Here is a 12,774-nt window from a genome sequence, read left to right on the forward strand (position 1 = left end):
AAGGTAGATTGGGGCCGACCTGCAGGCCGGCCCCTGAGGTTCAGCTGACGATGTAGCCACGTTCCATATGCACCGCGCGATCGCACATATGATCGATCACGTCAGGATCGTGACTGACCAGCACCATGGTCAGATTGTCCTGACGCTTCAGGCTGTTAAGCAGGTTGAGGATTTCAGCCTGCACCGACATATCCAGCGCCGAGGTCGGCTCATCCAGCAACAGGATTTTCGGCTCCAGCAGCAGGGCGCGCACGATCGCTACGCGCTGGCGCTGTCCGCCTGAAAGCTGGTGCGGATAGCGATCGGCCATCGCCGGATCTAATCCCACGTGACGGAAGCCGCGATCGATACGATCGTTGATGTCACTCTTCTTCAGCAACGCCAACGGCTCCGCCAGCGTGCGGCGCAGACGATGACGCGGATGCAGCGAGGCATAAGGATCCTGGAACACCATCTGCACATCCTGACGCAACTGGCCGGTAAAGGATTTACCGGGCTTAACCTGATGCTGTGCCAGCGACATTTCGCCCTGCCAGTTGGGATTCAGTCCCGCCAGCACCCACAGCAGCGACGACTTACCGCAGCCGGACGGGCCGACCAGTCCGAAGCATTCACCGGCCTTCACCTGCAGGCTGACATCGTGCACCACGGTGCGCTGCTCATAACCCTGTCGATGGGAAACGCTTAATTTGTTCAGTTCAATCATGTTCACGCCAGGCCTCCAGCGCAGCACGATCCAGTACCGGCAGTGCCTGGCCCTGAGTGGCTTTACTCGGGCGACAGGACCACAGCGTGCGGGTATAAGGATGGGTGGCATTGGGCAGTTCAGCGGCGGGCAGCGTATCGAGAATGTTTCCCTGATACATCACCATCACCCGATCGCAATGCTCGGAAACCTGCTGTAAATCATGGCTGATCAACAGCAGGCCCATATTACGTTCTTCCACCAGACGGCGGATTAATGCCAGCACCTGATCGCGCATCGCGTGATCCAGTGCGGACGTTGGCTCATCAGCAATCAGGCAGTGGGGATCGGCAATCAGCGCCATCGCCAGCATCACACGCTGGCCCATCCCGCCGGAAAGCTGATGCGGATAGCGCTGCATCAACTGCTTAGGATCGGGCAAGCCGACCGCATCCAGCATCTCACAGACTTTCTCGTTGATTTCCGCACGTCCCAGCTTGCTGTGCAGCTTCAGCGGCTCCGCCACCTGCCAGCCGATGGTGCGCATCGGGTTTAAGGCATATTTTGGATCCTGCATCACCATCGCCAGCTTGCTGCCGCGCAGCTGGCTCCAGCGGCGCTCGCTCAGGGTCAGGGCGTTTTCTCCGGCCACCTGCAGCGTCTTCGCCTGCAGCTGCAAACCCGGTGCCAGCAGGCCCATCAGGCTGCGGGCGGTCAGTGACTTACCGGAGCCGGATTCACCCACCAGCGCCAGACGTTCACGGCCCAGTGTGAAGCTGATTTCTTTCACCAGCGGCGTGCCGTCCGGACTGTCGATTTTCAGCTTATCCGCGACGATCAGGTCAGAGGTTTCAATTGCCATTTCGGGTATCCAGTCGGTCACGCAGGCCATCGCCCGTCAGGTTAAACGCCAGGCTGGCAAACAAAATCGCCCCGCCTGGTGCGGCGGCTACCCACCACTGATCGAATATCACTTTACTGCCTTCGGCCACCATCGATCCCCATTCCGCGGTCGGCGGCTGAACGCCCATTCCGAGGAAGCCGAGGCCGGCCGCAGACAGAATGATGCCGCCGAGGCTCAGCGCGGCACGCACCACGGCACTCGGCATACACAGCGGCAAAATATGGCCAAACATCAGGCGTAAGCCGTTGATGCCCTGCATCCGCGCCGCCGCCAGATAATCACTGCGACGCAGCGCCAGCGTTTCAGCACGTGCCTGACGGGCGAACGGCGGCCAGCTGGTCAGCGCCAGCGCCAGCGCACCGTTCATCAGGCCGGGGCCGAGCATGGCGACCAGCGCCAGTGCGATCACCAGATTTGGCAGGGACAGGAAAATATCGGTGATGCGCATCAGCACGCGCTCCGTCCAGCCACCGAGGTAGCCGGCACAGATGCCGATCAGCATGCCCACCGGAATGGTCAGCACCAGGATCAGCGACACCAGCAGCAGGGTCGGGCGCGAGCCATAAATCACCCGTGAAAGCAGGTCGCGGCCAAAGCCATCGGTTCCCAGCCAGTGCAGGGAGGAAGGCGGCAGCAGGCGCGCGGACATCTCCTGCGCATTCGGGTCGAATGGCGCCAGTAACGGCGCAAATAGCGCCGCCAGCAGCAGGATCGCCACCAGCGTGCCGCCAATCATCAGCGACGTCAGGCGGGGACGGCGACGGCGCGATGGTGCCACGTTGTCGAGGTCGGTAAGATTTTGCGTCATCGGGTTCTCGGGTCGGTTAGCCAGGTTAACGCATCTGCCAGCGCATTGAGGATGATAAAGCAGCTGCCGATCAGCAGCGTCGAGCCCAGAATCGCCGGGGTATCGGAGGCGAACAGCGCGGTGGTCATATAGCGTCCCACGCCGGGCCAGGCAAACACCGTTTCGGTCAGAACCGATCCTTCCAGCAGCGTGGCGTAGGAGAGGGCCAGCACGGTAATCAGCGTGCCACGAACGTTAGGGAATACGTGCAGCAGTAAAATCCGCCCACGGCTGGCCCCTTTGGCCCGCGCCAGCGTGACGTATTCTTTGCTGCTCTCTTCCAGCAGCGCCGCGCGCAGCAAGCGGGTAATACCGGCCATCGCCAGCAGGCCCAGTACCACCACCGGTAACCATAAATGCGCGACAGCATTGCGGAACATCTCGGGATCGCCGGAAAGCCAGCTATCAACCAGCACCAGCCCGGTTTTTGGCTCCAGCGTGTAAATCCAGATATCGTCCAGTCGTCCGGGACCGGCCGACCAGTGCAGCACCGCATAAAACAGCAGCAGACCCAGCAGGCCCAGCCAGAATACCGGCACCGAGTAACCAAGCAGGGAAATCATCCGCGCAAGGTTATCGAGCAGGCTACCGGGCTTCCACGCGGCCAGCAGTGCCAGCACAATGCCGAAGAACGCACCAAAGATCATCGCGCAGGTGGCGAGTTCAATGGTGGCCGGGAAGGTGCGCAAGAGATCGCTGGATACGGCCTGATTGGTCAGGCTGGAAATGCCCAAATCGCCATGCGCGAGGTGCGTCAGATAGTGCCAGAACTGCACCGGCAGCGGCTTATCCAGCCCTAAATCGTGACGAACCTGGGCGTAGGTCGATTCACTGGCGTGATCGCCGGCAATCTGCAACGCCGGATCGACCGGCGACAGATGAGAAAGCATAAAGGTGAAGGCCAGCAGACCGAGCAGCGTCACCAGCAGTGAGGCTAACCCGGTCAGCAGGCGTCCGCTCTTTAACCAGAAAAGCCGGGAGGACCCGGCTTGTGCAACAGTGACCGTCATTACTTGGTGACCTGGCTGTAGTAAACCATATCCGGGTTAATGCCCTGGACGTAGCCTTTAAGATTATCGCGCAGGGCGATCAGGTTACGCGCCTGCAGACCCACCACGTACGGGGAGTTCTTCTGGATTTCGCGCTGCATATTCTGGTACAGCTCGACGCGCTTAGCCTTATCGCTTTCCGCGGTGGCGGCCAGCGTCTGCTTGTTCAGCTCCGGGATATGCCAGTTTGAACGCCAGGCCAGCGTTTTGCTGCCATCTTCCGGGTTATAGGCGAAGGCGGCGGCGTTGGTGTTCGGGTCAAAGTAATCCGCGCCCCAGGCGTTCAGGGTGGCTTCATATTTGTGGGCTTTAACCGAGGTGGCGATTTCGCTGCTCAGGCCTGGGATCAGCTCAACCTTAATACCCCCTTTGGCAAAGCTGGCCTGCAGGGCCTGGGCAATGTCCAGATACGGCGGCTGGTTGCTGACGCTCAGCTTAAAGCTGACGTTGTTCAGACCGGCTTTCTTGAGGATGGCTTTCGCCTTCTCCGGATCGTAGCTGAAAGGATTGTCGTTCAGCGCGCCGAGGAAGCCTTCCGGCAGGAACGACTGATGCACCTGGAACTGGCCTTTCAGCAGATCGTCGGCAATGCCTTTGTAGTCAAACAGGTAGCGCGAGGCTTCCCACAAGGCCGGGTTTTTCAACGCCGGATTGGCATCAATGTTGAACTGCATGTAGTACAGCGACGCCATCGGGATCGCCATTGGCTTCACGCCCGGTTTGCCCTTCAGCCCGGCCATCTGATCGGCGCCCAGATTACGGGCAATATCCACATCGCCCTGCTCAAGCAGCAGGCGGCGGGTTGCCGGTTCCGGGACGTTTTTGATCAGCACGTTTTTCAGCTTCGGCGCGCCACCTGGTGAGGTTGGGTTGGCGGACAGCAGCACCACTTCATGCGGAATGTATTTGCGGATCTGGAACGGGCCGCTGCCGGCAGAATGCACCGCCAGCCACTTGTTACCGAAATCGTTGTTTTTGGCATTGGCCATCGCGGTTTTTTCATCAACGATGGATGAAACCGGGGCGGCCAGCAGGCTCAGCACGTAAGTCGGGCTGACGTCGGCGGTCCAGCTAATCTGCACATGCGTTGCATCGACCTTCTTCAGCTGCGCATCCCCATTGTCTTTGGTCCAGCCCAGTTGGGTCAGGATGAAAGAGGGATCGAGGTTCAGCTTCACCACGCGACCCAGCGAGAAGATCACATCTTCCGGACGCACCGGATTGCCGGAGGCAAATTTCGCGCCATCGCGCAGGGCAAAGGTCAGGCTGCGGTTATCGCTGCCCGGCTGCCAGGATGTGGCCAGCGTCGGTTTCAGATCGGTCGGATTCTGCGGATCGGATTGCACCAGGCGCTGATACAGGTTGGTAAACGCCTGTACCGACGTCAGCTCAAATCCTTCGGCCGGATCGAAGCTGCTGGCATCATCAATGGACTGAGCAATCACCAGCGTATCTGGCGGGGTTGCAGCGTGAGCAGCCCAGGAGGCGGTCAGTGCAAGGGCAATAATTGACGGGTAAAACGATTTCATGACGTTTCCTTACCTGTGAGTTGCTGGCGAGTGTAAGGTACCCGCCGGTAAGACAAATAGTAGATTATCGGCTATCGATAGATGAAATTGTTATAACGCGCGGGAATTGGTTATAAACCGTCAGCAGGTTATCCCGCCAGAGCCAGCCACAGCCACGGCGACACGCCAATCAGGTTGTTGAGCATATGCAGAAAAATCGGCAGTTTTAACCCCCCCGAGATTAAGCGCGCATAGCACAGCAGCAGCGAGAGGGCGATCAACGCAATCATCGTTTGCGGATGGGTGTACTGCGTGTGCATGGCGGCAAAACCGATCGAAGTCAGCAGGGCGCACGCCAGCCGTTGCCGGGGAGCCCACAGCAGCAAACCTTGCAGCACAAATCCCCGAAACAGGATCTCTTCAAACACCGGTGCCAGTAGCACCACCGCCAGCGAGAACAGCAGGATTTTGCTTTTCCCTTCGCCAAACTGCCCGCCGGTCCAGCTCTCCTGCTGCAGATATAACGACTGAGACAGGATCAGGCACAGCAGCAGTCCGCTGAATATCAGCCCCTGGCGGACGCTGATTTTACCGAACGGGATATTGCTGTAGTGCCTGGCATACCAGCGATAAAGCGGCACCAGCGCGGAAAACTCCAGTGCACAGAGCACCGGCATCAACAGGCCCGTTTCCCTTAACGCCGGATAGGCCGGCAGGGCGCTGATCATCACGGTGATCGAATACCAGACCAGGCACATCCCCATGCACAGCAGCGTACAGGTCACTCTGTCGGCATGATTGTTCATTGCAAGGTCTCTCGGTCCGGGGTGAAAGGATGGTAGCAAGCGGTTTGGGGGCTGTCGAGGCGCCCGCATTTCTGGAAAAACCCGCTAAACAGTTTGCCCGCCAGGCCGATAGTGCATTAACGATCGCGTCTTGAGGACGAGAGGACCAGCGATTCCACTACGCCATGCAGGCAATAAACGACAGGCGAAGTAAGTCAGCCTGCTTGAAAAGGTCCGAGTACATGAAATTTCCACCGACCCTGAATCTACACCTTACCGCCGAGGGTCATAAAACGACGTTTTTCACCCGGCGGTTACTGATGTCGCTGTCCCTGTTGCTCAGTATCGTGATGCTGCTGGCAATGCTGTTGGTGGTCGGCATTGCCTGGCGACAGAATGCCGACGCGGTAAAGCAAGAGACGTTCTTGCTGCACAACGCCTGGAAGGAAAACCGCCAGAACATTCTGACCGATATCCGTGACTATGCCTTCTGGGGCGAAGCCTGGAACCATCTGCATCTGACCGTGGATCCGGTCTGGGCTTACGATCAGCAGAACTTTGGTCCGGGACTTTTCACCGAATATCACTATGAAGGGGTGTTTGTGGTGGATGGCAGCGGGCGGACAAGTTATGCGGTGATCAACGGCAAGCTGTCCGACCTGAAGCTGGAAAGCTGGCTGGGCATTCATGCGGCGCCGCTGATCAAAAGTGCCCGCGCGCTCGCCGCCGAGGATAATGCGCTGACCACCAATGCGATGATTGGCACCACACCGGCAATTGTCGCCGCTGCGCCGATCACCACCGGCAAAGTCCCTGGCCTGAAAACGATGCCCGGCCCGCCGTCGGTGATGGTGTTTGTGAATCGCTTCACCCCGGAAAAACTGAAAGCGTTTGGCGACAGTATAGGCGTCATCAACGCCCGGATCCCTGACAGCGCCCACGACAGCTTTATCCCGCCGCTGATCAATGAAGATGTTGCTGACGAACCGCCGATTGTGATCCGTTGGGATTCGTTAGCGCCCGGCGGCACCCTGCTGTTTATCGTGTTGCCGATGCTGCTGATTACCGCGCTGATCCTGGCGCTGGTGGCCCGCAGAGTGATTAACCACGCCATGCATAACGCCGCGCTGTCCGACGATCGCTTCACCCAGCTAATGCACAGCCAGCGCGAACTGGCGGACAGTGAATCCCGTTTTCGCGACGTGGCAGAAACCGCCTCGGACTGGATTTGGGAAACCAATGCCCAGGGCGCGCTGACCTACCTCTCCAAACGGTTCGCCGCCGTCACCCATTACGATGTGGCGAAGATGCTGGGCCGTTCGCTGGATGACGTATTGCAGCACGACGAGCATCTGGTCTCTGACTGGATTATCCAGCAGCGTGCCGACGGTCTGCGCCATGCGTTGCGCTGCTACTCGGTGACTGCACTGGGCGCGAAGCGCATCTGTAGCCTGATTGCCAATCCGGTGACGGTGAATGGGCAGATCGCCGGTTATCGCGGCACGGTGTCTGATATCACCCAGGAAGTGGAAGCCCAGGCGCGCAGCCACTATTTATCTCAGCACGATGCGCTGACCGGCCTGCCAAACCGCGTCTATATGAGCGAGTTTCTGCTCGGTCGCCTGCAGGCGCAACCGACGCTGGAGCGGCCGCTGGTGCTGATCAGCCTGGATCTGGATAACTTCAAACCGATCAATGATACCTGGGGACATGCGGCCGGGGATTGTGTGCTGAATGAGGTGTCTCACCGACTGCGCAGCGTGTTGAAGGCGGGCGATCTGGTGTCACGGCAGGGCGGCGATGAGTTTGTGCTGATCGTCTCTAATCTGGCCGATGAGGCGGAAATTGCCGCCTGCTGTAAATCGCTGATCGATGAACTCCGTCGTCCGTTTATGCTCGGCCAGCATGACGTTTTCCTTGGGGCAAGCCTGGGGATTGCGCTGGCACCGCGCGATGCGATGCAGGCCGAAGAACTGCTGCGGCTGGCGGATATTGCCCTGTATAAATCGAAGCAGGAAGGGCGCAATCGCTGGACCTGGTACACGCCAGAAATGGCCGAACTGTTGGTCAAACGCCGTGAGATGGAGCGCAACCTGCGTAAAGCCATCGGCGGCGATGAACTGCGGTTGTACTATCAGCCACGCTATGACCTGAAAAAAGAGCGGCTGGAAGGGGCGGAAGCGCTGATCCGCTGGCAGCACCCGGCCAGCGGGATGATCATGCCGGACAGCTTTATCCCGCTGGCGGAAGAAACTGGTTTAATCATCGATATCAGTACCTGGGTGTTGCACCGCGCCTGCACCGATGCGATGAGCTGGCCGTCGCCGATGTACGTCTCGGTGAATATTTCTCCGGTTGAGTTTCGCAGCGGCCACCTGGCGAAGCGCGTGGCGAATGCCCTGCACAGCAGCGGGCTGCCGCCGGAGCGCCTTGAACTGGAAATCACCGAAAATATCACGCTGGAGAATCCCCAAAGCGCGCTGGAAGTGATGCAGGCGCTGAAGACCCTTGGCGTACGGTTAACGGTGGATGACTTCGGCGCAGGCTATGCCTCGCTGGGGTATTTGAAAACCTTCCCATTCGATGGCATGAAGATGGACCGTTCCTATATGAATGACTTCCCGAACTCGCCACAGGCGTTGTCGATCGTCGAAGGCATCATTGGCCTCGGCAGAGCATTTGCCCTGACGGTGACGGCAGAAGGGATTGAAACCCGCGAGCAGCTGCAGGAGTTGCAGGCGATTGCCTGCCAGGAAGGCCAGGGTTATTACCTCGGCCGGCCGATGCCGCTGGACCGGTTCCGCCTGCTGCTGGACACGGCGGTTTCACCGGTAGCATGACGATCGCCGACACAAAAAAGCCCGCTTAAGCGGGCTTTTTACGTTAGCGGACACGAACCGCAACAAACGTCATGATGATGGCGAACAGCACAAACACAACCAGTTCCATAAGAACCTCCTATCTCAGATAATTCTTAAATTATAACGCTGGCTACGGCATCTCGCTGAGGCATTTTGTGCCGCGTTATCCCGGATCACAGAAACAAACAGCGTTACGAAAAGCGATTATCATCACGGCGTCGGGTCTGGTAGGCTTCCTGTTGATTGCCGAAGATAAAAGCACAGGAGAGAAGTTATGAAGTTTTATGGAAAAATTGCCGCTATTGCAGCGCTGCTGGCGCTATCCGGTTGCCAGACGGCGACGAAGAATGGGAACAGTTCCGCTGCGGTCGATCCGGAAATGGATCGTTGTGGTGCCTCTGAATATCAGCAGTACGTGGGCAAACCCTTGTCAGCCATAGATGGATTGCGTTTCGAACATCCTGTTCGCGCGATTCCGTATAATTCTGCGGTGACAATGGACTTCAACCTCAATCGTCTGAACTTTATGGGCGATGCCAAAAGCAACATCAGCCGGGTTTATTGCGGCTAAAAAAAAGGGCCGAATTTCCGGCCCGTTCAGTATTAATGTTTTTTTTGCGCCCACCAGAGGCGCAACTTCATTCCCCAGTAGCTGGTCCAGCCGGTAGTGCTTTGCACCACCTGACCTTTCGAGACGACCAGCAGCGTCGGCGTTACGCTGACATCCCAGTTAGCCGCCATGCTTCCCTGCGGATCGTTGACCACCGGCAGCGTCAGATGTTTGCCATTCAAATAGCGCACCACGCGACTGTCGTCACCCGAGCGAATGGCCACGGTCAGCACGTTGCTGCCGTTATCGCTAAGTTTCACCACGTCCGGCGTGGTGTAACGGCAGATTCCACACCAGCTCGCCCAGAAGTAAACCAGCAGCGGTTTTTTCATGCTCAGCTCGGCCAGCGTCACGTCCCGGCCATCAATGGTGTGAAGCGGGATGTCTGCAAAACCTGTCGGCGCCTGCGGGGCACGGAAGAAATCAATCAACGTAAACAGCACCGCCATCATCATCATCATCAGCAGCAGATCGCGAAGAATGCGTCGGCCCTTAGCCATTATTTCACCTGCTCAAGCTGCGCTTTGACCAGCGCTTCCAGCTGTTCATAAGGGATCGCGCCTGAAACCATCTGCTCACCAATCAGCGTGGCGGGCGTGCCGGAAACGCCCAGATGCTGGGCCAGCTGCAGGTTGCTGTTGATGGTTTCCGTGCTGCGCCGATCGGGTTCGATGAAGCTCAGCCCCACTTTTTTCTCCGCCGCTTTGATGCTGGCCTCATCGTGATAGCCTTTTTTTGCCATCAGCCGCTGGTGGAGTGCCCAAAACTGCGCCGGCTTTTCACGCCAGAACATCAGTGCCTGGCGTGCGGCGGTCAGGGAGGTTTCCGAGCGGTACGGCAACGGTTTGATCACCACCGCAACATCCGGGTAGTTTTTGACTAATTTCTCCAGCTCGGGATCGAACTGTTTGCAGTAAACGCAGTTGTAATCGGTAAAGTTAACCAGCGTCACTTTGGCCTGTTTCGATCCCAGCCGTGGGCTGCTCTCATCCTCGAACAGCGCCGCTTTATTTTGTTCAATCACCTGAGCAATCACCGCGCCTTGCTCTTTTTGCGCCTGCTTATCATAAGCATCTGCCGCTTCCGCCAGGATTTTAGGGTTCTCAACCAGCGTTTCGCGGATCAGTTCCCGGATACGCACTTCCTGCTCGGGCGTAAACGGTGGCGCAGCCAGTACCGGAGAACTGGCCAGCAGCAGAGTTATCAGTAACTTTTTCATTTCGCCTTTCCTTTTGCGTCAGATAACGCGGTTAATAATTGTTGACGATCAAGCAGCGGTGACAGCACGGTTCCCTGTGGATTGCCTGGGCCATAAACCTGATTGAACGGGACAGCCACGCTGCCGCGACGTTTCAGAAAGGTGTTGATGGCCGCAGAGGGACGGCTCCAGTCGCCGCGAAGTGCCACCACGTCCTCGGACTGTAAGGCCTGCTGGACGTCTGGCCGCATCAGCACGTTGAATTTGTTGGCCTTGCAGGTAATGCACCAGTCGGCCGTGACATCGATGAACACCCGTTTGTCGGTGGCGAGGGCATCAGTAATGGCTTGCTCGCTCAGCGGTTGCCAGTTGATGTGGTCATCCATCAGCGTGAAGCTGACGCCCTGATGACTGAACAGCAGGCTGACCAGCCACAGGCAGGAAGCCAGCATCATCACGCCCATGGCAATACGCACGCCGTTCATCCAGCGACCGGCTTTTGCTAACTTCAGCGCCAGTGCGGGGAACAGGGCGATTACCAACCACGGCAGGCTCATACCGATCCCCAGCGCGATGAAAATTCCCCATAACATCGGCAGGGAAGCCGCCAGCGCAAAGGCCACCGCTGTTCCAAGGAACGGCGCAGAGCACGGCGTTGCCAGCAACGTGGCAAAGGCACCCTGCCAGAAATGCCCGGCGATGCCGTCGCCATTGTGCGTGGCCAGACGCGTGGAGAGAGAAGAGGGCAGACGGAAATAGAACAGGCCGAACAGGTTGGCGCTGAACAGCAGCGTAATCAGCACCATAAAGCCGATGAACCACGGATTCTGGAACTGAATTCCCCAGCCTAACGCGTGGTTGCTCAGACGAAGGACGGTCATCAGCAGCGCCAGCGCCATAAAGGACGCGATAATACCGGCGCTGGAAGCGATAAATTGCAGCCTCACCGCGCGTTTATTGCGTTGTTCTACCTGCAGGATGGAACCTAACTTCATGCCCAGCACCGGCAGCACGCAGGGCATCAGATTGAGGATAAAGCCGCCCGCCAGCGCCATTAACACCACTTGCCACAGCGCAATGCCGCCGCCGATTGACGCCACGGGCGGGCCAATTTTTAATTCGCTCTGCTGGGCCAGACCGCCGTCGGCAAGCACCAGAGAGACCGTTTCGCCCTGCAAATCCGGCGCACCTTCGCCCCATTGATCGCTGACGGGCACCACTGCCTGCAGGGTGTCACCCTTGATGGTCAGCGCCGGTTTGCCAAAGCTGGCGTCACTGCGATCGTCAATAAACAGGTCCGGCTGGCGCCAGCCGCCGGCACGCGTCGCGGTGATCTGCAGCTTGCCGGACTGATAGCCCGCCTGCAGCGTATCGGTCAGCACGTTGGCTACCGGAACCTGCCCCATCGCCTCGGCAAAATCATGCGCAAAGCGTTTGTCTGAGGGGCGCTGCATAGCCAGACTGAACGGATAATCGGTCAGAATGCAGACGTTGCTACAGGTTGAAAGCGTCAGCGTGCCGCTCAGGCGATCGCGTACGTTGCCCGCCATCGTAATGGGCAGCGCGACCCGGTGGTGATAACCCTGGGTGGTCAGGCCCGCGACGTCAAAGCGTTGCGGCACCGGCCAGAACCATCTGGCTGCTGGAGGCGAACCGTCCCAGCGTATTTCGGGCGCAATTCCGCCTTCGCCGGGCGATCGCCAGTAGGTCTTCCAGCCGTCCTGCAGTTTGATATCCAGCAGCACGCGGGTGGTTCCTTCGCTGGCATTATCGGCACGAACGCGAACCTGGGCGTGATCGTTCTGAGGGGTGGTCAGCCATCCGCTGTCTGCTGCCTGCAACGCAGGCAGCCACAGGCTCAGCAGGACAACCAGTAAGGTCCTGAAAAGATATTGCATTGTTTCTCCGTAAATAAGTAAAAGACACCAATCCGATCGGGCGGTGACTTATTCACGGAAGACGCAGTGGCAGAGATGGAGCCTTCGTTCAGGCGGGGCCAGCGGCGGACGCAGGTAGCGGACTGGCAGGCGCATCAGCAATGGCGTAAACAGCAGGATCACCACCGCTAATGCCAGCAACGCCATCGCGGCAATTTCGGGCAAGGCAGAGAGCAGGGACTTCACGCTCAGTTCACAAGGGGTAGGAGACAGGTCTGAGTCAGCCGCGTCACTGAGTGTTGAAACGGAGGTTACCGCGGGTGCAGGCGCGCCGACCATCCGCACACCCAGACAGAGCAGGATAACCAGACAGGCCAGACTTAATAATCCCGTTGCGCGCCGTCGCTGAGCGTTCATGCCGAATCCTTTGAAAAGAGTGCGCCAATGATA

The 12,774-nt window shown here is 58.4% G+C and carries 12 protein-coding genes; 2 read left to right on the forward strand and 10 right to left on the reverse strand.

Annotated features, from left to right (window positions below; translation table 11 throughout):
* Nucleotides 1-40: 40 nt before the first annotated feature.
* The 6 genes from E2F51_RS12095 to E2F51_RS12120 all read right to left on the reverse strand — a co-directional run bounded on the left by E2F51_RS12095 (nt 41) and on the right by E2F51_RS12120 (nt 5,799).
* Nucleotides 41-706: an ABC transporter ATP-binding protein gene (locus E2F51_RS12095; RefSeq protein WP_134824863.1), complete on the reverse strand. Its 666-nt coding sequence runs from the start codon at nt 704-706 to the stop codon at nt 41-43.
* Nucleotides 699-1,577, reverse strand: coding sequence for an ABC transporter ATP-binding protein (locus E2F51_RS12100; protein ID WP_134823559.1), 879 nt, complete (start codon nt 1,575-1,577; stop codon nt 699-701). Before E2F51_RS12100 ends, E2F51_RS12095 begins: the two co-directional genes overlap by 8 nt.
* Nucleotides 1,537-2,397, reverse strand: coding sequence for an ABC transporter permease (locus E2F51_RS12105; RefSeq protein WP_134823560.1), 861 nt, complete (start codon nt 2,395-2,397; stop codon nt 1,537-1,539). Before E2F51_RS12105 ends, E2F51_RS12100 begins: the two co-directional genes overlap by 41 nt.
* A complete protein-coding gene (locus E2F51_RS12110) occupies nt 2,394-3,446 on the reverse strand; it encodes an ABC transporter permease (protein WP_013200966.1) in 1,053 nt (350 codons plus the stop codon). The genes E2F51_RS12105 and E2F51_RS12110 overlap by 4 nt, the downstream gene beginning before the upstream one ends.
* Nucleotides 3,446-5,014, reverse strand: a complete 1,569-nt coding sequence (locus E2F51_RS12115) for an ABC transporter substrate-binding protein (protein ID WP_134823561.1) — start codon at nt 5,012-5,014, stop codon at nt 3,446-3,448. Before E2F51_RS12115 ends, E2F51_RS12110 begins: the two co-directional genes overlap by 1 nt.
* Nucleotides 5,015-5,142: 128 nt before the next feature.
* A complete protein-coding gene (locus E2F51_RS12120; protein ID WP_134823562.1) occupies nt 5,143-5,799 on the reverse strand; it encodes a CPBP family intramembrane glutamic endopeptidase in 657 nt (218 codons plus the stop codon).
* 299 nt (nt 5,800-6,098) lie between these two features.
* On the opposite strand from E2F51_RS12120, the gene E2F51_RS12125 reads away from it, so the two are divergent.
* Nucleotides 6,099-8,618, forward strand: a complete 2,520-nt coding sequence (locus E2F51_RS12125; RefSeq protein WP_134823563.1) for an EAL domain-containing protein — start codon at nt 6,099-6,101, stop codon at nt 8,616-8,618.
* A gap of 295 nt (nt 8,619-8,913) precedes the next feature.
* Nucleotides 8,914-9,210: an I78 family peptidase inhibitor gene (locus tag E2F51_RS12130; protein WP_013200970.1), complete on the forward strand. Its 297-nt coding sequence runs from the start codon at nt 8,914-8,916 to the stop codon at nt 9,208-9,210.
* A 32-nt stretch (nt 9,211-9,242) separates the two neighbouring features.
* Here the strand turns inward: E2F51_RS12130 and E2F51_RS12135 are convergent, their stop codons facing one another.
* Genes E2F51_RS12135 through E2F51_RS12150 form a run of 4 tightly spaced genes read right to left on the reverse strand, consistent with a single transcriptional unit; the run spans nt 9,243 to nt 12,741 of the window.
* Nucleotides 9,243-9,749: a protein disulfide oxidoreductase gene (locus tag E2F51_RS12135; protein WP_134823564.1), complete on the reverse strand. Its 507-nt coding sequence runs from the start codon at nt 9,747-9,749 to the stop codon at nt 9,243-9,245.
* The gene (locus E2F51_RS12140; RefSeq protein ID WP_134823565.1) at nt 9,749-10,468 is read right to left on the reverse strand and encodes a DsbA family protein; all 720 of its coding nucleotides are present in this window, start codon (nt 10,466-10,468) and stop codon (nt 9,749-9,751) included. The genes E2F51_RS12135 and E2F51_RS12140 overlap by 1 nt, the downstream gene beginning before the upstream one ends.
* Complete coding sequence (locus E2F51_RS12145) at nt 10,465-12,345, reverse strand: protein-disulfide reductase DsbD domain-containing protein (protein ID WP_134823566.1); 1,881 nt, start codon at nt 12,343-12,345, stop codon at nt 10,465-10,467. The genes E2F51_RS12140 and E2F51_RS12145 overlap by 4 nt, the downstream gene beginning before the upstream one ends.
* A 48-nt stretch (nt 12,346-12,393) precedes the next feature.
* Entirely contained in the window at nt 12,394-12,741 is a 348-nt protein-coding gene (locus tag E2F51_RS12150) for a hypothetical protein (RefSeq protein ID WP_134823567.1), read from the reverse strand.
* Nucleotides 12,742-12,774: the final 33 nt, after the last annotated feature.

Origin of the sequence: Erwinia sp. QL-Z3, assembly GCF_004551645.1 — a bacterium.
Classification (GTDB): Bacteria; Pseudomonadota; Gammaproteobacteria; order Enterobacterales; family Enterobacteriaceae; genus Erwinia; species Erwinia billingiae.